The organism is Chryseobacterium sp. GW821-FHT04C04 (assembly GCF_059420365.1).
This window is the reverse complement of sequence record NZ_JBWKTO010000002.1, coordinates 82,282-104,732: the sequence shown is the minus strand read 5'-3', so window position 1 is coordinate 104,732 and position 22,451 is coordinate 82,282. Positions and strand designations below refer to the sequence as shown.

Sequence of the window (22,451 nt, the reverse complement as noted above, 5' to 3'; positions counted from 1 at the left end):
TTAAGAATGGTTGCTTACAGCATTAATAAATACTTCATTCATACTAGGAATTTTTTCGTCGAATGATCTCACTTTGCCCACCTGTACAAGGTCGAGAAGAACATTGTTCTGGCTTTCCTCATTTTTCAGATCAAAAGAAACAAGGTTGTTCTCATTCGATAAATTGAAGATCTCATATTTGTTTGTGAAATTTTCAAACTCATCGTTGCTGACTTCAGAAAGCGTAACTCCGAAAATATTTTTCTTGAATTTTTCTCTGACATCAAAAACCCTTCCGTCAATAATTTTTTTAGAATTGTTGATCAAAGCAACATAATCACACATTTCCTCCACACTTTCCATTCTGTGGGTAGAAAGAATAATCGTTGTTCCGTTATTTTTAAGATCAATGATCTGATCTTTGATTAAATTGGCATTTACAGGGTCGAAACCTGAAAAAGGTTCATCAAGAATTAAAAGATGAGGTCTGTGAAGAACGGTTACCACAAACTGTATTTTTTGTGCCATCCCTTTGGAAAGCTCAGAAAGTTTCTTCTTCCACCATTGATCGATGTTTAGCTTTTCAAACCATTTTTTGGCTTCATTCAGCGCATCATTCTTACTCATCCCTTTCAATTCTCCGAAATAAAGAATCTGATCCCCGACACTCATATTTTTGTACAATCCTCTTTCTTCGGGCATATAACCGATATCTTTGATGTGATTGGGATTCAGTTTTTCTCCATTGATGAAGATATCCCCTGAGTCTGCCTGAGTAATTTGATTGATAATACGGATAAAAGACGTTTTTCCGGCTCCGTTGGGTCCTAAAAGACCGTAAATACTACCTTTTGGAACATGGATGCTAAAATCATCCAGTGCGACCTTTTTTCCGGCATTATAGGTCTTTTTAATATGTTCAGCTTTTAGCATTAAAATGTTCTTTTTACAATTAGTATTAAAAAGTCCCGAAAGTTACGGAAATATTAAAACAGAATTAATGTAAAAGAAAAAATCCTGATGATTATCAGGATTTTAATTTATTGTTTTACGATTTGAGTAACTTTCTGCGTGTTGTCACTTAAAATATAGCGGATCATATATTTTCCGGGTTTTAATTTTTCAATATTAATCTCTCCGGAATTCATATTCACTGTATAATTAGCAACCTGCATACCCAAAATTGAATAAAAAGTCACACTTTTGATCCTTAAAGAAGAATCTTTTGCCTTAATGATAAGGAAATCCTTTGCCGGATTTGGATAGGCAAGTAATACTCCATCATCCGCCTTTTGGGTGATGGAACCCGGCTCTCTCAGCTGAGCTTTTAAATTGTTGGAAAATCCAACAAAAGTGCCTACAAATAGAAATAAAAGTAAAAGTTTTTTCATCAAATTTATAATTTCTCGGATATATATAACAAATGTAATAAATTCTATAATTTCATACAATAGTTTTTTGCAGAACTTATATTAAATTTGTAGAAACTTATTCAAAAAGTATTCCAAAATGATACATTCAAGAAATAGAAGACTTAGAGTTAATGAATCTATCAGAAGTTTGGTAAGAGAAAATGTGCTTACAACTGATGATTTTGTAATGCCGATCTTCGTAATGGAGGGCGAAAACAAGGAGGAGGCGATCCCGTCTATGCCGGGAATTTTTAGGCGGAGTATAGATTTAACAGTGAAGGAATGTAAGGAATTATTTTCTTTGGGAGTAAAAGCTGTCAATTTGTACATGAAAGTGTCAGAACACTTGAAAGACAATACAGGAAAAGAAGCCTGGAACAAAAACGGATTGATGCAGAACACGATCAAAGCCATCAAAGATGCCGTTCCCGGAATGATTGTGATGCCGGATGTAGCTTTAGATCCTTATTCAATCTACGGGCATGACGGAATCATTGAAAACGGAAAAGTTATCAATGACGCTACCAATGATGCCCTGGCAAGAATGTCTGTATCCCATGCAGAAGCAGGAGCAGATCTTGTGGCACCAAGTGATATGATGGATGGCCGAGTAATGGTTATTCGTGAAGCATTGGAGGAAAGCGGATTTGCAGATGTAGGAATTGTAAGCTATGCTGCCAAATATGCAAGCTCTTTCTACGGACCTTTCAGAAGTGCTTTAGACAGTGCCCCGAAAGATGATATGGAAATCCCGAAAGATAAAAAAACCTATCAGATGGATTTTCACAACTCCCGTGAAGCATTGAATGAAGTGTTCAAAGATATTGATGAAGGAGCCGATGTGATCATGATCAAACCGGGACTTCCTTATCTTGACATCGTTTCCAAAGTACGTGAAGCCATTGATCTTCCGATCGCAGTATACAACGTAAGTGGAGAATATGCTATGGTAAAAGCGGCTGCACAGAACGGCTGGCTGGATAATGACAAAACGATTATCGAAAGCTTAACATGCTTCAAAAGAGCAGGAGCAGATATGATCTTTACTTATTTTGCTAAAGAAGCGGCTATCCTGTTGAATAAATAATAGCTATAGAATCATTGATCTGACATAAAGGTTAATGTTAGGTTAATAACCGGAATTGAGACTTTCGAATACATAAAACTGTTATTTTTGAGTAAAACTAATTTCGAAAAACGAAATCATTACAACATCAAAAGAACTTATTTATGAAAAATCTTAAGAAGATTGAAAGAAATCAATTAAAGGAAATTAAAGGAGGTGAAGTGATTATTGATAATCCAAACTGTGGAACATGGTGCAAAGGAATCTGGTATCCATGTGTTATGGAACACTTAGCTTGTCCTGATTAATATGATTCAAGATAGAAAAATAATAGGCTGTTCGAATAAGAACAGCCTATTTTATTTTAATTAAGCGTATAGTGATTAATGTTATAACCAACCCTTTTTCCCATGCACATAAGTATCGTCAAATTGTTTATCACTCATAAAGAGATATAAAATCCCCTCAATAAAAGGAATAATTGAGGCTGCTCCTAAAGTAACCACATTCAGAACCAATTGAATGATTCCCTCTTTCGTATATCCCAGATAAAACTTATTCAAAGCCAGCCAGCCCACAAGAATTCCCAATAAAGCCGCAGGAATTTTCTTTTCCGAATGGTAAGGGGTATTACTTTGCTGATTGTGTACATTTTCTGTTTTTGTATAACCGTAATTTTCCATTTCTTAGTATTTATAATTGATTGTGATGTTTTATGATAAGTAGCGTAAAGTTGTGAAAAGTTACAATGATGTGGATCCGAACAAATTTACATGTAAGGTAAACAAGTTTATATTAACATATAAGTGAAGTTTATATTTTTGATATATTTGCCCTATGATTTTACGAGGAGAAAACTTAATCAAGGAATATGGTCCTAAAAAAGTTGTAAAAGGCGTTTCTGTACAGGTTCAACAGGGAGAAATTGTTGGTTTGCTAGGTCCGAACGGAGCGGGGAAAACCACATCGTTTTATATGATCGTAGGGTTGGTTAAGCCCACTTCAGGAAAAATTTTCCTGGATAAACAGGAGATTACTACCGATGCTATGTACCGAAGAGCCCAAAAGGGAATCGGATATCTGGCTCAGGAAGCTTCGGTTTTCAGAAAACTTTCCGTAGAGGAAAACATTATGGGAGTATTGCAGCTGACTAAGCTTTCAAAGCGTCAACAGCAGATCAAATGTGATGAACTGATCGAAGAATTCTCTCTACAGCATGTCCGTAAAAACAGAGGAGACCTTCTTTCCGGTGGAGAAAGACGTAGAACCGAAATTGCACGATGTCTTGCCACAAGCCCGAACTTTATTCTTTTGGATGAACCTTTCGCAGGGGTAGACCCGATTGCTGTGGAAGATATCCAGAAAATTGTAAGAAGTCTTGTAGACAAAAACATCGGAATTCTGATTACCGACCATAATGTACAGCAGACGTTGGCGATTACCAATAAAACCTATATTATGTTTGAAGGAAAGATCCTGAAAGAAGGACTTCCGGAAGATCTTGCGAACGATCCGCAGGTAAGAGAAGCATATCTGGGTGAAAACTTTGTTTATCAGAGTATTTTAGACAAACCTAAAAAGAAAAAATATGCTTACAATATCTGGGCAGGTAACTTTGATTCAAAATCTCAGTTCCAGGGGTTTGTAGATGAAAATTTCAAACAGTTTGATGATCTGAGACTGATGTATGGTTTTGAAGATATCAGCTTTGCTTCATTAGCTAACTCTGAAATCGAGCATATCTTTAATGATGTGGTGGATAAGAATGCCAACAACTCATTTGTTTTCCAGAAAAAAGAAATCAATAGCCAGTATTCTCTGGAGCAGGCAGGAGCAGAGTCTAAAGAAGCCAGCAGAAAAGAACTGCATTACCTTACGACTTATATGTATGAAGGATAGGCACAATGTTGGGGCAAAAATTCTTTAATGTGTGTCTTTATTTTTTCTGATGGCTTTCCAATAAGGAAAAATGAAAATATTGAAAACTAAAGTTATAGTTAGTGCAACGCACCAGGACTCCAACCAGTTATAAATAAAATATTGATCATAGATCTTTTCATTATGGTGTAATGAAGTGAGTGTAAAAGTAATGATCGCTGTGATAAACAGACTCTTAAGTATTGTTTGCTGCATTCTTTTGATTGGCAAATATAATTTCCCAATTATTAAAAGCGAGGTCAGATAAATGATGCTGATTCATACTGTTGATGAAAGCTTGATAAGCGGTATCTAAAAATGATTTTAGTTTGCATTCATAGGAGACAAATACACACGATTTTGAAAAACAATTGATGATTGGGGTATCGTCTTGTTCCAATACATGTATAAGATCGCCTAATCCTGTTTTATTTGCTTTTTCAGAAATGGTAATTCCGCCATTTTTCCCTCTTTTTGTTATGACTAGCTCTTTTTGAGATAGAAATTGAACCACTTTAATAAGATGATTACGAAGGATATCAAGTCTTTCGGACAATTCATCCAAAGAAGATGAAGAGGCCTTATTATTTTGATTTAAATAGATTAAGACCCGTAAACTATAGTCAGTAAAATGGTTCAGTTTCATTGATTGTTAATTTAGATGAAGCAGTTGAGGCCCAAATTCTTCATAAAGGATATCTTCTTTGGCAATGCCTAGCTGTAGTAAAGAATTATATTGAGCTTTAATAAATGCTTCGGGGCCACAAATATAATACTTTGCATTATCAATAAGAATTTCCTCCTTGATTTCATGTAAGTCTATTCTTCCTTTTTTGACAAGATCAGAATGGTTGTCAACGGTTTCATAAAAAATATGTGTGGTTAGCCACTGATTGTTTGTATTCAAATGGTTTACATGATCTTTAAAAGCATGTACTTTTTCATCTCTGCAGCTATGAAGCCAAACGACAGAGTTATTTTGCAGCGTGTTTTTTTGAGTTTCCAGCATACTCAATAATGGAGTAGCACCTACACCACCGCTTATGAGTACTAGTGGATCTTCAGATACCGGATTGGCATGAAAAACTCCGGCTGGAGCACTTACCCATATTTCATCACCTATTGCCTTTTGATGTAATAGATTAGAAACAACCCCATCAGGTAAATTCGGACTATTTTTTTCTCTTTTTACCGAAATTCTATAATGTTCAGGATTAAAAGCTGAAGACAAGCTATATTGTCTGGGTTGCTCGTGTCCTAAAGCAGGAATAAATGTTTTTACCGAAATATATTGACCCGGCAGGTAATCTGCAATTGATTTATGATCCATGGGTTTTAGATAGAACGATTTTATTTCATCGCTTTCCTCTACAATATCTGCAATGACAAAAGCTCTCCAGCCTTTCCAGCCTCCTTCTTTTTTCAGGGTAGATTCATAGAGTTCATGTTCGATAGAGATCATAATCTGAGCTAATTCATTATACGCTTGTGTCCATGCTTCGATAAGCTCATCGCTAGCTGCCTCTCCTAACACTTCCTTTATTGAGGAAATCAAATGGAGACCTACAATATCGTATTGTTCCGGAGTAATATGTAAGCTTACATGCTTATTTCCGATAGATTTTAAAACATTGATAAGAACTTCCGGATTTTCAATTTGTTCAGCATAGGCGAGTACTGCTCCGGCTAGGGCATTTTGCTGTTTTCCACTCGCTTGATGGCTCATATTAAAAATGTTTTTCAGTTCAGGGTTATGCGTAAACATTCTTGTATAAAAATGTTTTGTTAAATCTGTTCCATTGGTTTTTAGAACTGGAACTGTTGCTTTTACAAGTGCTTTTTGGTTAGTATTCATCTGGTATTTTTTTATATGATGGTACAAATGTATTAAAAAAAACCCTAATTGTTGTATTTTAAATACAACAATTAGGGTTGTAATGTTTCCATCACAAATTAGATCATACAATAAGCATATGGATTTGGTGGATCTGATGATATTATTTATACAATTTCCAAAGAATGTGTTTTCAAAGGAGGGAAGAGGATATTGTATTTTCCATAATGATTGCATGGAATGATGAAGATCAATTTGAAAACAAGGAATTAAAAATTTTTAGTCCAAATAGAAAAAACAAGTCGTATTAAGTTGGCTATTTCTATGGATTGTTTTAAAAAAGGTTTAATTTTACTAGGTTCTATAAACAATATTAATGGCAAAACCTTTCAACAGAACCGTTACTTTATTCGGAATCTATAAACAGCTTGTTCCATTCATCAGACCTTACCGGCTAATGATCTACGGAACCCTGTTTCTTACTTTTCTGGGAGCTCTGGCAGCGCAGGTGAACCCGATTGTTTTGAAATATACAGTAGATGAGGTCACCAAACTTACCCACCTTCCACACCCGATGACAGAAGGAGTTCATATTCTCATTATCATTTCCATTATTTTACTGGGAAAAGAACTGTTGAATATTTTTATCAATTTTGGACAGAAATTTTATGGGGAGAAGATCAGAATCAATGTAAGCTCTGTATTGGCTCAGTCCGCTATTGATAAGATTTTAACCTATCGAGTCGCCTATTTTAACGATGAAAATCATGAATCCGGAAAATTACAGATAAGAATAGACCGAGGTATAGAAAGCCTGACAAGATTGGTTCAGAACTTTTTCATAGATATTCTTCCTCTGTTTTCCAATGCGATCATTGCACTGATCATTATGTACATGCAGAATGTGTACGTGGGGCTTGTTTCCACGATTATTGTTCCTATTTATTTTTACATCAGCTCCCTGCAGGCTAAAAAATTAGGAGGAGTACGCCGTCAGCTTCGGAACCAAAGAGAAAAAAAGACATCGGGACTTCTGAACCTGATCAATTCCATTATGGTGATCAAAAGTTTTGTCCGTGAAAAATTTGAAGGAAAAAAACAATACGATCTTCAGATGCAGTTGATGGAAAGCCAGATGATCACCCGCAGAACCAACTTTATTTATGATGGTTTAAAAACATTTCTTGAACAGTTTGGCGTTGTTCTGATTATCCTTCTAACCGTTTATCTCGTTCTTGACCAGCAAATGACAATTGGTGCGATCATGCTTCATATTATGCTTTTTAACAATGTTTCAGCACCTATTCGCCAGCTGCACAGGATTTATGATGATATGAACGATGCCATGATTTACGCTGAAGGCTACTTTGATATTTTGAATGCAGATAACGAAACCGAACAGAATGGAAATTTTACGGAAAAAGAAATCAAAGGAACTTTTGAATTGAAAAATGTAGATTTTACTTATCCCAATGGCACAAAAGCCTTGCATGAGGTCTCCATGAAAATTGAAAATGGAAAGACTACAGCTTTGGTAGGATTGAGCGGTGCAGGAAAGTCAACGATTATTAATCTTTTATGTAAATTTTATCTTCCCGATTCCGGAGAAATTCTATTGGATGGAGTGAACCTTAACGAATATGACAATACTTTTCTAAGACGTGATCTGGGGCTTGTACTTCAAAAAAATCATATTTTCCAGGGAAGTATTGAAGATAATATCCGCTATGGGGATATGAATGCAAGTTTTGAAGAAATTCAGGAAGCTGCAAAAAAAGCTTATCTGCATGAGCAGATTATGGATCTTCCCGAGAAATATAAGCATGATGCTACTCAGCTTTCCGGGGGACAGCAACAGAGAATTGCCATTGCAAGGTTATTCCTCAAAAATCCTCCAATCATATTTTTAGATGAGCCGACAGCCAGTCTGGATGCCATTGCCACAGAACAGATCAAAAACTCCCTGGATGCGATAAAAGAAGGAAGAACTGTTGTCATTATTTCCCACTCGCTGTCCCAGATTCTGGATTCCGATATTATTTATGTGATGAAAAAAGGGAGAGTGGTTGAAAATGGAACGCATGATGAACTTTACAATAAAGAAGGAACCTACCGTGAGATTTTCGATGCGTCAGCCCGTAGTTTGAATCTCGATAAACTAGTGAATACTTTTAAAGAAAACTAAATAAAAAACTCAGCCCGACCGCTGAGTTTTTACATTTTTATAACCGTGATTAATGCGCTTTTTCCGGAACCTGATAAGTGCCTACATCTGCTCCGAAAGCAATATTGATCCTGTTGTAGCTATTAATAGCAATAACAGCCATGGTTAAATCTACTATTTCAGTTTCAGAAAAATGATGACTTACTTTTGAATAAATTTCGTCATTCACTTCTTTACCATTTAAAGCAGTTAAAGTCTCCGCCCATAGCAACCCGGCTTTTTCCTTATCTGTATAAAACGAACATTCTCTCCATGCACTTACCAGAAATATTCTCTGTTCGGTTTCTCCTTTTGCCATTAATTCTTTAGAATGCATATCGAGGCAAAAAGCACATCCGTTCATCTGTGAAACCCGGAAATACATCAGCTCCAGAAATGAATTGTCCAGTGATGAATTCTGTACCTGAAATCCCATGTTGTGAAGTGCATTTATAGCCTTGTTTCCGATCGCAAATGCGTTGATTCTTTGTGACATAATATTTGTTTTTGTGATTAATTATGTGACAAATGTAGAACTGTATTTTCCTGAATTTTTTTACAAATGATAAATAATATAAGGAAAGAAGTTAGAAGCTGGAGGATGGAAGCGGGATGCTGGAAGTTACTATTAGGCAGATGATATATATTCAGTCTTTAATAATTTCCCTCTCCCAACTTTCTGTATCCTTTCTCCTCAAAATTTCTGCGCTCTGATTCTGCTTAAAGAAACCTGTGTGATCCCGATATAATCAGCAAGATCTCCAAGGCTGATACGTTGAATAAGGTCAGGTCTTTGTTTCAGAAAATTATGATAACGTTTTTTTCCGTCGTCTTCAAGCATCTCACTGATCCTTCCCATCATATTTACCGGAGCTTTGGAATAAAGCTTACTGAAAAGTGTTTCTGCTGTGTGATATTTTTTACATAATCCTTCAACCACATCTCTGTGTACGCGGAGGATTTCAGTAGGTTCCAGAGCAACGATCATATATTTTGACGGCTGTCCCGTAAGAAAACCGCTCAGCTCAGCGAAAAAAGCACTTTCAGCAAAAAAAGTCATGATAAAATCTTTATCCCCATTATCAAAAAACAGTTTGACAAGCCCCTTTTCAATAAAATAAAAATACCTGCAGGTTTCATCTGCTTTTAACAGAAAATCTCCCTTTCTGTAAGTTTTGGTTTCCAGATGAGAAACAAGTTCGTCTATGACTGCCTGTTCCGGTTTTAAAATTTTTTCAATAGACTGAACAAAATGAGTATGAAGCATAAAGAAGAGACTGTTTGGTGAAAAATAAAATTAATAAAAAAAGCCGTCCCATTTCTCAAAAAAGAATTTTAGCTTTGTTACATAATGAATGATCACTACCTTAAAAAACTCGATCGGGTGACGGCTATCCTTACCCAATTACAGTCGAAGCCCATTGTTCGGGCACAGGACCTGGCTGAAAAGTTTGATGTAAGTATCAGAACCATTTATCGTGATGTAAAAACCCTTGAAAATGCAGGTATTCCTATCGTAGGAGAAGCAGGTAACGGCTATTCTTTAATGGATGGCTATAAGCTTCCCCCGATTATGTTTACCAAAGAAGAGGTCTTAAGTTTCATTACTGCTGAAAAGCTGATGCAGAAATTTTCACACCAAAGCTTAGGAAACCATTATCAGGCGGCTATGGAAAAAGTACGCTCGGTGCTAAAGCATTCTGATAAAAATTTGATTAAAAATATTGAAAAACAGATCGATGTTTTCAGTTTTCATACCGATTCCGGGGACTCTCTTAAAAATGTGATTCCTATTATTCTGGAAAGTATTGCAGAGAAAACTCAGCTGACTATAAAATACCAGACTGTAGACGGAAGAGTGAACAACAGAACGATAGAAACAGTGGGGATGTTTTTTGAGTTTAATTTTTGGTATATCATGGCATTCTGTACGCTGAGAAAAGATTTCAGACAGTTTCGTATCGACAGGATTTTAGAAATTTTAAAAACCCCGAATCCTTTTCTGCAGGAATATGGTCAGGTGAATGACTATCGGAAAAAATCAAATGGAAATAAAGTAAAAGCTAAACTTTTGGTAGACAAAAAAATCATGTCTCATCTGGTAAATTCTAAAAAATACTACGGATTAATAGAAGAAGAAGAAACAGAACAAGGGGTAGAGCTTACTTTTGAAACTGAATGGATTAATGACGGATTTCCCCGCTGGCTGGTTACTTTTGCAGATTATGCCACTGTTTTGGAGCCGGAAAGTCTTCGTACACGATTGAAAGAACTGCTCGTAAAAATGGTCGAAAGACATCAATAATAAACCCCAACAAGACAGCTGTTGAGGTTTAAAGGCTTAATTGAGGCAAATAAATGAAATGGTTAATAAGTTAAGGGTAAAAAAACAAAAAAACTAAATTTGTTGTGTCACAAAAATGAAATAAGCTTTGTTTAAATTGAAGAAAAATCACAATAATAAATGACATTGCAATTGTAATTTTTCTCAGTAGTTTTAGCCTTTTTGCAATTTTACCTTTCTGTTTTTTTAGAATCTTTCCCAGAAAAATGGCGGTTCGATTCCCAAAGCTCTCAGATAAACATATCCTTGTCCACGGTGATGAACTTCGTTGTCTACAAAATAAAGAACATTTTGGTATACCGGGAATTCATATTGTCCGAATAAATTGAAAGTCTCCTGAAAACGCTCTTCAGAAATCAAATTGAAATAATGGTTGATTACTTCTGTTTCTTCATCCCATTTTTTTAAGAGTTCTTCTTTAGTCTTTGGATTGAAAGCCTCTTCATTGTAAGCTTCCATATTTCCTTCAACAATTCCTTTTAAAGCGGGGCCGCCAATGTTGATCAGTTCTAATGCCAGTTTGGCAAATGGTCTCATGCCACCTACTGAAAATTCAAATAAATCCTTTTCAGGAAAAGATTCAATCACTCTTCTTGTTAGGTTTCTATGGCCTTGCCAGTCACTCAATAGCTGTTCAGAAGTCATAAATTGTTTAGTGGCAGTTGCTGTAGTTGTCATAATTGTATGGTTTTTGTTTGTTGTTGATACAAAGGTAAGAGTGGGTAGTGACAACAGTTTGTCAGCAGTATTTTTGATATTTAAAAAATATTTTTTCTTTGCTAAAATATCCGGACCTACTTTTCCGTTAGAAGAAAGGATATTAATAAATGAAATCGCTATTATTAGAATTATGAAGAAGTATATTTTGCCTGTTATCACCACTTTTTTATTAGTATCATGCAATAAGATTGAGGAAAAAATTGACCAGACTGTCCAAAAAACGACAGAAACAGTGCAGCAAAAAGCACAGCAGGCTGTAGAAGAAACAGTAAAAAAAACAGTCAATGAATCTATAAATTCTTTAACCAATTCCGAGGATGTTAAGTTTAATGCAGTTTTTCCTGGCACAGGAGCTTCCATTGTTTCTGAAGAGAAAGGAAAAAAAGTTAAAATTCCCGGAAGACCTGAAGGCTATATTTTTAAATATAAAGCAGACATTGCGGTGTTGCTTCCGTTTTTAGAAGGCCAGCCTACTTCAAATGAAAGTAAATCAGATAAAACTGCCCGTAAAATTGACGGACAAAACATTGTTGATAAAATAAGTTTTATGTCCAAATTCCTTCCTGACAATACGTTTGATACAAGTATTCTGGAAGATATAAAATCCGATAAAAATATTCAATACTATAAATTGAAAAGATTTCCAAACAGCAGTACAATGATCTACAACCCAAAAAATCAGACCATCATACAATACGTAGAGGTAAATAAATAATTTGGATATGGCCGGTTTCCCGGCCATTTTTTATTCCCACTCATGGCGAGCCATAGGCAAGCAATCTCAACCCGTTGAAAACTACTTATCAGAACGAATAAAATCATGTTTATTTCTGATGGCAACTAATTAATTTTTTTATACATATATGATATTATTGCTTTATTTTTTTTCATATTATTAATAAATCGATTTATGTTTTATAAATCAATTATCGTTTTTATGAAATGATATGATTTTCGCTAATATGTAAATGGATTGTTATTATATGTTTTGTTTTTATGTTTAATGTTAATTTTTTCACTAGATTTATTAAATAATTAACAATTGATATGGAAAAGAATTTATTTAATAGAAAAATCTATGCATTAGTATTAAGCGGAGTCGGTGCTATGGGATATGCTCAGGACAGCATAAAACAAAATAAAATAGATGAAGTGGTGGTTACCACGGGTAGAACCAAGCCCAGAACCATCATTACTTCTGCAATTCCTATTGACAATATTTCGGCAGTACAGTTAAAATCCACAGGACAGGTTACTTTTGATAAAGCTTTGACGTACGCTGTACCCTCTTTTAATTCATCACAGCAAACTGTTTCTGATGCAACGGCTCACTTTGATCCTGCAGATTTAAGAGGATTAGGACCTTCCAGAACATTGGTTTTGGTGAATGGTAAAAGAAAAAATCAAAGTGCTTTAATTTATGTAAATGATACACCAGGAAAAGGTGAAGTAGGTACGGATCTGAAAAGTATTCCATCTGCCGCTTTACAAAACGTAGAAGTATTGAGAGATGGTGCCTCAGCACAATATGGTTCTGATGCTATTGCTGGAGTAATTAATATTATTCTTAAAAACAGTGTTGGAAAAAGCACTGTTAATCTCTTTTCCGGTATTACTTCAAAAGGAGATGGCTTTAATGTTGGAGCAGATTTTAATACAGGAATCAGAGTTGCAAAAAACGGAAGTCTGAATCTTACATTGGGATATTCTTCCCAAAATAAAACGAACCGTGCAGGTTCTATTACAAAAGATGAACTTTTTGGTGTGGATAATGCCTGGACGCAAGCTAATCCTGGTTTAGGAATGATTATAGGGCAGCCGGAGACAAGAGTTGCGAATATGTTTGTAAATTTTGAATTGCCAACAGGTGAAACGGGCAAGTTTTACGCTTTTGGTGGTACAACTTACAGAAAGGGAACTAGTTTTGGCTTGTATAGAACACCCTATTGGGTAACTTCAGATTTTGGTTTATTAACTCCAAAAGGGCAACCTTATAATGGATTTCAACCGCAATTTAAAACAGATGTTTACGATTATAATTTAACCTCCGGGTGGAAAGGCATGTTTGGAAAATGGAATTTTGATGGGAGTGCAACCTTTGGCTCTAATGCCGTAGATTATGTTGTAGGAAACACCATTAATACATCTTTGGGTGGAAATTCACCAACAAGTTTTAAAGCAGGTGGTCATCAGTTTAGCAATATTATTGGAAACATAGATATCAATCGAGATTTTGGTGCGTTTGTTTTAGGAGCTGGTGTTGAAGTGCGGAATGAAAACTATCAAGCGAAGGCTGGAGAGGAGGCATCTTATATAGGAAGTGGTGCAGAATCATTTCCAGGACTGCAGCCTCAAAATGAAGTCAATAAAAACCGTCAGAATATAGGAGCTTATATGAATGCTGAATGGGATATTACGAAAAACCTATTGATTGGAGGAACGGTGAGGTATGAAAACTTCAGTGATTTTGGAAATAATGTTTCCTGGAAAGGAAATGCAAGGTATAAGTTATTGGATGATAAATTAGTTTTCCGTGGGTCTGTTTCTACAGGATTTCGGGCACCTTCATTACACCAGATTTATTATTCCAATGTTCAAACCAAGATTACAGGGAATACTGTAGCTAATCAGGGTACTTTTAATAATGATTCTCAAATTGTAAGATCTGATCTTGGTGTACCCAAATTAAATGCTGAAAAAGCCTTTAACATTACTGCGGGATTTGCTGTAAAACCTTTTAAAAACCTGACTATTACAGCAGATTATTATAGAATAAAAATTAAAGATCGGGTACTTTTCTCAGGAGATATTGGTTACAAAACCGGTGCTCCCGGTAGTCCGGATACAACAAACCCTGTGGAAGTAATATTAGACAATAATAAAATAACCTCTTTGAAGTTTTTCACCAATGCTGTAAATACAGTGACTGAGGGGATAGATTTCGTAACTAATTATTATACTTCCGCTATTGGCAAAGGAAGATTGGGGATTATTGCTGCTTTCAATTATAACGAAACTAAAATAGTAGATAATATTGCCGTTCCACCTATTTTGGCTGAAAATGGTTATTCAGAAAACTTTTTTGATAGAAAAGAACAATCTAGAATTACATCTGCAAGGCCAAAAACAAAAACTATTCTTAGCCTTTCGTATGACATTTCAAAGTTTAATTTTAATCTTAATAATACTTACTTTGGTTCTGTTACATGGCAGCACGCAACTGATCCTGCCAAAGATCAGACATTTTCTGGTAAGGTAATTACAGACATCGTTTTAACATATAAAATCACGAAAGACCTTAAAGTTTCCGGAGTCGTCAATAATTTATTTAATATTTATCCGGATGTAATAGATAGCAAAGGAGATGTAGTAACAGATCTTGGAGGAAGGTTCAAATACCCTTGGGAGGTGAATCAGTTTGGATTTAACGGAACAATTTTTCAGCTAAATGTTAATTATACTTTTTAATCTATAAATAAAAGAATTGGCATTTACTTTATCATACTTAACAAGGGGGAAGCAATCTCAAAAGATATAGAACCCACATATGCAACTATTAGCTGACATTAATTTCCTAATGTCAGCTAATTATTTTTCAGGTAGAATAGGCAGTTATTGCTACTTTTTACATTGTACTTTATACAAAAAAAGGTATTTTAGTACTATGAAAATTTATACAAAAACAGGAGATAAAGGTCAGACGGCACTATATGGCGGAACACGGGTTTCTAAAGCCAGTGCCAGAGTAGACAGTTATGGAAATATAGACGAGCTGAATTCATTCATTGGGATTGCGAAAAGTCATATCGAAGATGAAGAAGTATTGAGACAGCTGAAGAAAATACAGTTTGATTTATTCACAGTAGGTTCCGAAGCGGCAACGCCTGTGGATAAGCTAATGCTTGCCAACGGAAAATCACGCCTTCCAATCATTATTTCAGAAACAGAAATTGAAGAGCTGGAGCGATGGATGGATGCTTTTGAAGATAAACTGGAACCCCTTCAATATTTTATTCTTCCGGGTGGTGGGAAGTCAGCGACTTTTTTACATGCGGCAAGAACCATCTGCAGAAGAGCAGAACGTTCATTGGTATTTTTGAATGAATCAGAAGAAGTACGTCCTGAATTGATTAAATATTTAAACAGACTTTCAGATTATCTTTTTGTATTGGCAAGATATATTTCAAAACTGAACAACGAACCGGAAGAATACTGGAATCCGAATGAGAGATAAAGCATTACTTTTCATCAACGGAGACGCTCCGAAATCGTTACCCAACCTTGAAAATTATGGCTTGATCGCTTGTACAGATGGTGCTTTCCACTATTTAAAAAGAATGGAATTGCCATTGGCTCAACTCGATTTTATTTCCGGCGATTTTGATTCACACTCTGGTTCGGATGAAGATATGTATGAGGAAAAATTTATCCTTACATTGGATCAGGATAAAACAGATTTTCACAAAGCTTTGGAAATTATTCAGGAAAGAGGTTTTTCGGAGATTGATGTTTTTGGAGGAAGTGGAGGTGAACAGGATCATTTTTTGGGAAATATTACCGTTGCTTATGCGTTTAAAGATCGGATGAAGATTAAGTTTTATGATGAGTTTTCAGAATATTACTTTATTCCCAATCATTTTAAATTGAAAGGAGCGAAAAATAGAATGATTTCTCTCTATCCATTTCCATCAGTAAATAATATAACCACTCAAGGACTCAATTGGCCTTTGACGAATGAAACCCTAAGTATTACCTCAAGAATAGGAACCCGAAATTTCGCAGTTGAAGATGAGATTTCCGTGGAATACGAATCAGGTGATGTTTTATTATTTGTAGGAATCCATGAAATAGAATATCCGACAATCTATTAAAAGGATCTAATTATATATCAAAACAAATGGGCTTTAGCCCATTTGATAAAAAATATACGAATCCACTGGCTTAGCCAAAACTTATTAAAAACAATTGAATACATTAATCAAAATATCAGTTTTCACCATTTCATTATGCTGTATTTTCTCATGCAAAACACAACATTTTGAAACCCCTGAATATGGGAAAAATGAAACTGAAAAAGTAATTCAGATTAAAAAAGTGAATAATTTCCGAACGGTAGGAAATATTAAAAATACAGAAGGAAGAACGTTAAAATCAGGTAAGCTGTACAGAAGTGCCCATCTTCATAAGCTGAGAAAGAGGTCTTTTGATGATATTGAAAAACTGGGCATAAAAGAAGTCATTGATCTTAGAAATTCCAAAGAAATATCTCAAAGCCCGGATCAGCTTCCGTCAGAAATTGTTTATAAAAAATATTCAGCATTTGAAGATGAAGGTGATCAGCTTGCTCAGGCGAAAAAACTTGTTCTTAAAGGTAAAGTGAACGCTTCCGATGCAGACAAAAGAATGATCGATTTCTACCGCGAATACGTTACAGAAAATCCCGAAATTATAAAAAAGATTATCACAGAAATTCTGGAATCCAAAAATCCTGTTCTTTATCACTGTACAGCCGGAAAAGACAGAACAGGAATTACAACAGCATTGATTCTTACGATTCTGAAATTTGATAAAGAGACTATTTATAATGAATACCTTTTATCCAACAACTATAGAAAAGAGCTTGTTCAGAAGAGACTCCGCCTTGCCAATAACCTACATTTCCTTTATCCAAAGATGGATCTAAAGGTGTTGGAAAAACTGAGCTGGGTAGAAAAAAGATACCTTGATGCCGCTTTTGAAGAGATCAATAAAAAGTATGGCTCTGCAGATGCCTATATTCAGCAGGTACTGGGCATTTCAGACGCCAAAAGGAATGAATATATTCAAAAGTTTACTTATTGATTATCAGAGATAAATTTTTGCAGGATGCAATATTGGGGTCTAAATTAAAATTATAATAATTTTAACACCTAAAAATCAAACTTTTTTAGCAATTTTGCATTTCTTAATTCACTTGTTTAGAAATGAAAATAAAGTACTCGGAACTTATTGATCAGACATTATATTTTCCTACAGAGGAATTTAATGTATCTGAGAACAATTTGTTGTTTCACGACGTTCCATTGATGGATGTAGTTGAACAATTTGGCACTCCGCTAAAGATTAGCTATCTGCCGAGAATTTCTCAAAATATCCAGAAAGCCAAAAGCTGGTTTAAAGAAGCTTTTGAAAAAACAGGATATAAAAAGAATTATACCTACTGCTATTGCACAAAATCCAGTCATTTCAATTTCGTGTTGGAAGAAGCATTGAAGAATGATATTTCGATAGAAACATCGTCTGCTTATGACATGGATATTGTAAAATCTCTTTATGAAAAAGAGAAGGTAGATAAAAACATTGAAGTAATCTGTAATGGTTTCAAGACTGATGATTATCTGACAAAAATTTCGGATATGATCAACAGCGGTTTTGAAAACATTACTCCGATACTTGATAATTACAGAGAGCTGGATAAGCTTACAGAAAGCATCGATTCTACCTTTAATATCGGAATCAGAATTGCATCAGAGGAAGAACCGAAGTTCGAATTCTATACTTCAAGACTGGGAATCGGATATAAAGATATTATTCCTTACTACAGTCAGAAGATTGCTGAACACCCGAATGCAAGACTGAAAATGCTTCACTTCTTCATCAATACGGGAATTAAAGATACTTCATACTACTGGAATGAATTATACAAATGTCTTCGTGTATACGCACGTTTGAAGAAAATTGCTCCTGAAGTAGATTCATTGAATATTGGTGGAGGCTTCCCAATCAAAACTTCATTAAACTTTGATTACGACTATCAGTACATGGTAGAAGAGATTGTTTCTCAAATCAAGAAGTTCTGTGAAGAAGAAGGGGTAGAAGAGCCCAACATCTATACTGAGTTCGGTAGCTTTACCGTTGGAGAAAGTGGGGCTAACCTGTATAAGATCATTTCTCAGAAACGTCAGAATGACAGAGAAAAGTGGAACATGATTGATTCTTCTTTCATGACAACGCTTCCTGATACATGGGCGATTTCAAGACACTTTATCATGCTTCCGCTCAACCGTTGGGAAGATACTTATGAAAGAGTATTCTTAGGTGGATTAACATGTGACTCAGATGATTATTATAACTCTGAACAGCATACCAATGCCATTTATTTACCGGTTTTCAGTGATACAAAACCTTTATATATAGGATTCTTCCATACAGGAGCTTATCAGGAAACAATCGGAGGATATGGTGGTGTTCACCACTGCCTGATGCCTCAGCCAAGACACGTTCTGATTCAGAAAGATGAAAACGGTGAATTACAATACGAAATTTTCCGTGAGAAACAAGAACCGGAAGATATATTGAAAATTCTTGGTTATAAATAATTTTGTTATTAATATAAAACGGGTCTGGCCTGGTTACAAAATATAATAAATCAATTGGCCTTAGCCAGAGATTGCTAAAAAAAGACTGTCCTTATAAGACAGTCTCTTTTTTTGATATTACCAACCAGTTTATTGTACGATAATTTTTTTAGTTATGATCTTTTGTCCTTCTGTTTGAAGATTGCAGAAATAGATTCCTGCTACCCAACCTGATGTGTTTAAAGATTCTTTATAAGTTCCCTTATTCTGAGTTTCCTCTTTTACCGTATGTACTAAAGCTCCGGTAGCACTTGTAATATACATTTTTACGTAGCTTGATTGAGTCAGCGTATATTCTATAGTTGCGTTATCTTTTACCGGGTTAGGGTATACATTTAGAGCCGGAGTTTCTGTAATTTTAGAAATTTCAGTGGCTCTTCTTGATGCTGTAACCTTAGAATTCTCATGATCAAAAATTACGTTTGCTGACCATAAATAATTGTCGGGGAATGAAGGACCATCTTCATTGACGGAGTTCTGTGTAACATAAGTATATCCGCCTGTAACATAATTTGGAATGAGTACATATGCTCCATATCCATTGGTAATTCTTATAAGATACAAAGGTTTTCCATTAGGATCATTTTTAACAAAACACAACTGAAAAGATGCCGGACTAGAGCTATCCAACCACAAATACCCCTGGTTCGTAGTCGATTTCTTTCCATCCGTAAGTGATAAAGCAGATGATTGGGTAGAATTATAAAATGTATAATCTTCAAATCCATATTTATAATCACCCGAAGAAAATCCGTTTTCTTTAGCTTCCAATGACATAGCTTCGTAATTGCTTGGATGCTGATACAAATAATATTTGGAACCACTCGAATTATAAAGATTCATACTCTGCTTTGTCCCAAAGTTTGTAAAACGTATTCCTTTTTTGCCGACTGTTGTAAATCTTTCTCTTACAGCAGAATTAAAAGAGCCCTGAATAGACCAATTATCATCAGGTTTATTGGCATTTTGTAAATACACGTCATTACCGTTCATTCCTAACTGATAATTATTTGATCGGTATTCATTGACCAGGAAAGTAAATGAATTTTGTTTGAAATCAATCAGGTTATTAGGATTACCTGTGATATGATTAGGCTCAAAAAGTTGTCTTTCAGATCCATAATCGGCATTTTCCTGATAAAAATAATTTCCTGAATTGGCATTCCAACGGGAAATAGGTTTAAATGATTTGGCATTAAGAAAATGGATAAGCCCTTTGCGGTTAGAAGCACTTTTTGTAGGGAGGAACCATCTTGCACCACTGTATATTCCTTCGTAGGGGTTAAAAGAACCTATAGATTTTATATAACCGTTAGTGTAGGTATTTCCTTCAGGAGCAATAGGTTTATTCTGGTAATTTCTCACAATATAAGATCTGGACGGATATAAAGGAGACTGAACCAGAAAATGATTATTAGCCAGTTCAGGAGTTAGCATCTCTTTATATACCATAATGTCATCTACTGCATTAATGATGGCTCCCTGTTGATGATTAACGGTTCCAAAAGTAATATTATGATTATTGGAAAGCACATCAGATAGACCAAACCAAAAATAGTTGGCATATAAACGACCGCCGGGACGGCTAAAATATAGACGGGTAGCATTTTTATCTGAACTTAACATAAAATAGATGTATCCTGCTCCATATTCGTCCGGTCCGGGAAAAATCTCTTCATTTGTATTGTCATTCTTATAGTTTATTTTGTAACGTGCCTGTCCCATTACAACTTTTTTCTGTGCAACAGCAGAGTATCTTAGTATCTGGAAATATCCGTCTTTCATTCTAAGCTGAATGTCTTCTCTGTTTCCGTTAGATGGATTTGTAAAGCTTAAAATCTGGCAATCTTTACCATTTTCAGGGACTTTAATCCATGCCGAAAGAGAAAATCCTTTATTATTACTGACTATATCCTTAACAACGGCGGGAGGTATAATAAGATTTTGATACTCGCTAAACGACAATGCCTGAGATGAGTTGGCAAACCGGTCACTAGTAATTGTAATTGCATTTCCCTGTAGTGTATATGCCGAGTTGTCGGGGTTTTTAAAATCATTTTGCCAGGAAGAGTTGCCTAGGGTAAGATCGTATAAGTTGGTCACTTGTGTATTGACTGTGTAATTGCCTGTAGCTGTATTGTCAAAAACTTCCTGAGCAGAAAGCTGCTGTATAAATACAGCCAATAAAAAAGAAAAAAGAGATCTGACAACGGTAAAAATAGAGTTGTTTTCCATTGAAAAGGAAGTTTTCTTTATAAAAAAAGTGGTATGTTTCATAAAAATTATTTTAAAGTTCATGAATGATGTTTTTATTTTAAGGACGTTATTGAATGACTCTGTTGGGGAAAAATTCCAGAAAAGTAGTCACTTCATCAGTAATGATATAACCATTAATTCCGGCATTTTTATTATTATTAGGAGCAAGGATAAAATCAAAGTCTCCTCTTCTGTCATTTTCAGGATTATTTGCGCAACATTGATTAATATTGACATTTCCCATGTATCTACCCAGATAGTATTCAGGCTGGGCAGAGAAAATACCTAATCTTTTCCCTCCACTTCTTATTTTTTGAGCCACTTCGAAAAGACTGGTGTCTGCTGGAGTCCTGAATACCATTTCATATAAACCTGCTACTCCTGTGTAGCTGGGGTTGTTTTCTCTCCAGGATTCCCATTGTTCATAAAATTTCATTGGATCTGCAGATGTTTCTTCGTCAGGAGTTGAATCTGGTTTTATAAAAGGAGCAAAAATGATTTGTTTTTTTTGAGCTTCTGTCAACAAATTAAAGAAAGGGGTAAACTGATTAGGAGTTTTATTTCCTTTAAACATGACAAGAGCAAAAGCGTCTTCTGTTTTCACTACTTTTATAGCTTCCTGAAAAGTTCTGTCATCATTGATATCAAGCTGGAGAAATACTCCGGCTCCCTTTGCAATTGTAATTGCGTCTTTTAACAATGGAATTTTTTCAGTAGTGTACGTCTTTTCTTCATTCTTTAATCTTAGCCTGGATAATTCACTCCAGGAATATTCACTGGCCTTTCCATAGTTATCTTTTCCTGTGCCATATGTATTAGGGTACATATCCAGAAAATTTGTAGTACGCTGAAGATAGTCATCATGCATTAAATAAACCAATCCATCCTTACTCGTTTTAAGATCAATTTCTATCATATCTACATTCCTGTTATTAGCAGCTTTGGTTACCGCCATTATAGAATTTTCAGGAGTACCGTCAATCCATGCCGCTCTGTGGAGTGCAAGAAATACATAGCCCGGATTTTTATTTCCGCTCAATAAAGTTTCCCTCAGTTTATCCACACTGGGTCTGGCTGTCGTTGGAGGAGGTGTTGTCGTGTAGAAACCTTGTGCCTGAATGTGCAGGTTCGTTCCTAAATAAAGAAGCAAGGCAAGACTGCTTCTCAAAATTCTTTTGCTGAAAAATGGTTTTGAATTCATAATAAAAATTTAGGTTTAAAATGTATTCAAATTTATAATTTATCACACTTTATTGAATTGTTTATGTGTTAATTTTTATTAATATATCTTTGATTGTCAATTAGTTGTGGTTAATAAAAAAC

21 protein-coding genes and 1 pseudogene are annotated in these 22,451 nt (G+C 35.2%); 11 read left to right on the top strand and 11 right to left on the bottom strand.

Going from position 1 to position 22,451, the window contains the following annotated elements; genetic code table 11:
- Positions 1-912, bottom strand: coding sequence for an ABC transporter ATP-binding protein (locus AC07UM_RS06600; RefSeq protein ID WP_494681763.1), 912 nt, complete (start codon positions 910-912; stop codon positions 1-3).
- 107 nt (positions 913-1,019) lie between these two features.
- Positions 1,020-1,370: a T9SS type A sorting domain-containing protein gene (locus AC07UM_RS06595; RefSeq protein ID WP_103231678.1), complete on the bottom strand. Its 351-nt coding sequence runs from the start codon at positions 1,368-1,370 to the stop codon at positions 1,020-1,022.
- 118 nt (positions 1,371-1,488) lie between these two features.
- Here AC07UM_RS06595 and hemB point away from each other — a divergent pair, with 118 nt between their 5' ends.
- Both hemB and AC07UM_RS06585 read left to right on the top strand, forming a co-directional pair.
- The gene (hemB, locus tag AC07UM_RS06590) at positions 1,489-2,478 is read left to right on the top strand and encodes a porphobilinogen synthase (protein ID WP_494681762.1); all 990 of its coding nucleotides are present in this window, start codon (positions 1,489-1,491) and stop codon (positions 2,476-2,478) included.
- Positions 2,479-2,621: 143 nt separating this feature from the next.
- Positions 2,622-2,765, top strand: a complete 144-nt coding sequence (locus AC07UM_RS06585) for a bacteriocin-like protein (RefSeq protein ID WP_494681761.1) — start codon at positions 2,622-2,624, stop codon at positions 2,763-2,765.
- A gap of 81 nt (positions 2,766-2,846) precedes the next feature.
- Here the strand turns inward: AC07UM_RS06585 and AC07UM_RS06580 are convergent, their stop codons facing one another.
- On the bottom strand, positions 2,847-3,140 hold the full coding sequence (locus AC07UM_RS06580; RefSeq protein ID WP_494681760.1) for a TM2 domain-containing protein: 294 nt from the start codon (positions 3,138-3,140) through the stop codon (positions 2,847-2,849).
- Between the two features lie 154 nt (positions 3,141-3,294).
- Between AC07UM_RS06580 and lptB the strand changes: the two are divergent.
- Positions 3,295-4,020: pseudogene (gene lptB / locus AC07UM_RS06575) on the top strand (LPS export ABC transporter ATP-binding protein); the annotation flags it as partial.
- A gap of 360 nt (positions 4,021-4,380) precedes the next feature.
- Here lptB and AC07UM_RS06570 read toward each other — a convergent pair.
- From AC07UM_RS06570 to hmpA, 3 genes are read right to left on the bottom strand one after another with little or no spacing between them, the layout of a single operon-like run.
- Positions 4,381-4,590 (bottom strand): DUF2798 domain-containing protein, encoded by a 210-nt coding sequence (locus AC07UM_RS06570; protein ID WP_494681759.1) that lies wholly within the window; start codon positions 4,588-4,590, stop codon positions 4,381-4,383.
- Positions 4,571-5,020, bottom strand: a complete 450-nt coding sequence (locus AC07UM_RS06565) for an Rrf2 family transcriptional regulator (protein WP_494681758.1) — start codon at positions 5,018-5,020, stop codon at positions 4,571-4,573. The genes AC07UM_RS06570 and AC07UM_RS06565 overlap by 20 nt, the downstream gene beginning before the upstream one ends.
- Before the next feature lie 6 nt (positions 5,021-5,026).
- Positions 5,027-6,229 carry an NO-inducible flavohemoprotein gene (hmpA, locus tag AC07UM_RS06560; RefSeq protein WP_494681757.1) on the bottom strand — a complete coding sequence of 401 codons (1,203 nt, stop codon included), beginning with the start codon at positions 6,227-6,229 and terminating at the stop codon, positions 5,027-5,029.
- Between the two features lie 436 nt (positions 6,230-6,665).
- Between hmpA and AC07UM_RS06555 the strand changes: the two genes are divergently transcribed.
- Complete coding sequence (locus AC07UM_RS06555; RefSeq protein ID WP_494682287.1) at positions 6,666-8,393, top strand: ABC transporter ATP-binding protein; 1,728 nt, start codon at positions 6,666-6,668, stop codon at positions 8,391-8,393.
- Positions 8,394-8,442: 49 nt separating this feature from the next.
- Here the strand turns inward: AC07UM_RS06555 and AC07UM_RS06550 are convergent, their stop codons facing one another.
- Entirely contained in the window at positions 8,443-8,907 is a 465-nt protein-coding gene (locus tag AC07UM_RS06550) for a carboxymuconolactone decarboxylase family protein (protein ID WP_494681756.1), read from the bottom strand.
- 198 nt (positions 8,908-9,105) lie between these two features.
- On the bottom strand, positions 9,106-9,678 hold the full coding sequence (locus AC07UM_RS06545; RefSeq protein WP_494681755.1) for a Crp/Fnr family transcriptional regulator: 573 nt from the start codon (positions 9,676-9,678) through the stop codon (positions 9,106-9,108).
- An 84-nt stretch (positions 9,679-9,762) separates the two neighbouring features.
- Between AC07UM_RS06545 and AC07UM_RS06540 the strand changes: the two genes are divergently transcribed.
- The gene (locus AC07UM_RS06540; RefSeq protein WP_494681754.1) at positions 9,763-10,716 is read left to right on the top strand and encodes a helix-turn-helix transcriptional regulator; all 954 of its coding nucleotides are present in this window, start codon (positions 9,763-9,765) and stop codon (positions 10,714-10,716) included.
- Positions 10,717-10,941: 225 nt separating this feature from the next.
- On the opposite strand, the gene AC07UM_RS06535 is transcribed toward AC07UM_RS06540, so the two are convergent.
- Positions 10,942-11,433 carry a DinB family protein gene (locus AC07UM_RS06535; RefSeq protein ID WP_494681753.1) on the bottom strand — a complete coding sequence of 164 codons (492 nt, stop codon included), beginning with the start codon at positions 11,431-11,433 and terminating at the stop codon, positions 10,942-10,944.
- A gap of 172 nt (positions 11,434-11,605) precedes the next feature.
- Here AC07UM_RS06535 and AC07UM_RS06530 point away from each other — a divergent pair, with 172 nt between their 5' ends.
- The 6 genes from AC07UM_RS06530 to AC07UM_RS06505 all read left to right on the top strand — a co-directional run bounded on the left by AC07UM_RS06530 (position 11,606) and on the right by AC07UM_RS06505 (position 18,833).
- Positions 11,606-12,190, top strand: coding sequence for a hypothetical protein (locus AC07UM_RS06530; RefSeq protein ID WP_494681752.1), 585 nt, complete (start codon positions 11,606-11,608; stop codon positions 12,188-12,190).
- Positions 12,191-12,522: 332 nt separating this feature from the next.
- Positions 12,523-14,943: a TonB-dependent receptor plug domain-containing protein gene (locus AC07UM_RS06525; RefSeq protein WP_494681751.1), complete on the top strand. Its 2,421-nt coding sequence runs from the start codon at positions 12,523-12,525 to the stop codon at positions 14,941-14,943.
- Positions 14,944-15,139: 196 nt separating this feature from the next.
- The gene (locus AC07UM_RS06520) at positions 15,140-15,709 is read left to right on the top strand and encodes a cob(I)yrinic acid a,c-diamide adenosyltransferase (protein WP_494681750.1); all 570 of its coding nucleotides are present in this window, start codon (positions 15,140-15,142) and stop codon (positions 15,707-15,709) included.
- On the top strand, positions 15,699-16,346 hold the full coding sequence (locus AC07UM_RS06515) for a thiamine diphosphokinase (RefSeq protein WP_494681749.1): 648 nt from the start codon (positions 15,699-15,701) through the stop codon (positions 16,344-16,346). Before AC07UM_RS06520 ends, AC07UM_RS06515 begins: the two co-directional genes overlap by 11 nt.
- Before the next feature lie 94 nt (positions 16,347-16,440).
- Positions 16,441-17,316, top strand: a complete 876-nt coding sequence (locus tag AC07UM_RS06510) for a tyrosine-protein phosphatase (RefSeq protein ID WP_494681748.1) — start codon at positions 16,441-16,443, stop codon at positions 17,314-17,316.
- A gap of 122 nt (positions 17,317-17,438) precedes the next feature.
- On the top strand, positions 17,439-18,833 hold the full coding sequence (locus tag AC07UM_RS06505) for a type III PLP-dependent enzyme domain-containing protein (RefSeq protein ID WP_129041974.1): 1,395 nt from the start codon (positions 17,439-17,441) through the stop codon (positions 18,831-18,833).
- Positions 18,834-18,962: 129 nt separating this feature from the next.
- Here the strand turns inward: AC07UM_RS06505 and AC07UM_RS06500 are convergent, their stop codons facing one another.
- Complete coding sequence (locus AC07UM_RS06500) at positions 18,963-21,170, bottom strand: T9SS type A sorting domain-containing protein (RefSeq protein WP_494681747.1); 2,208 nt, start codon at positions 21,168-21,170, stop codon at positions 18,963-18,965.
- Positions 21,171-21,195: 25 nt separating this feature from the next.
- On the bottom strand, positions 21,196-22,329 hold the full coding sequence (locus AC07UM_RS06495) for a glycerophosphodiester phosphodiesterase family protein (protein ID WP_494681746.1): 1,134 nt from the start codon (positions 22,327-22,329) through the stop codon (positions 21,196-21,198).
- Between the last annotated feature and the right edge of the window lie 122 nt (positions 22,330-22,451).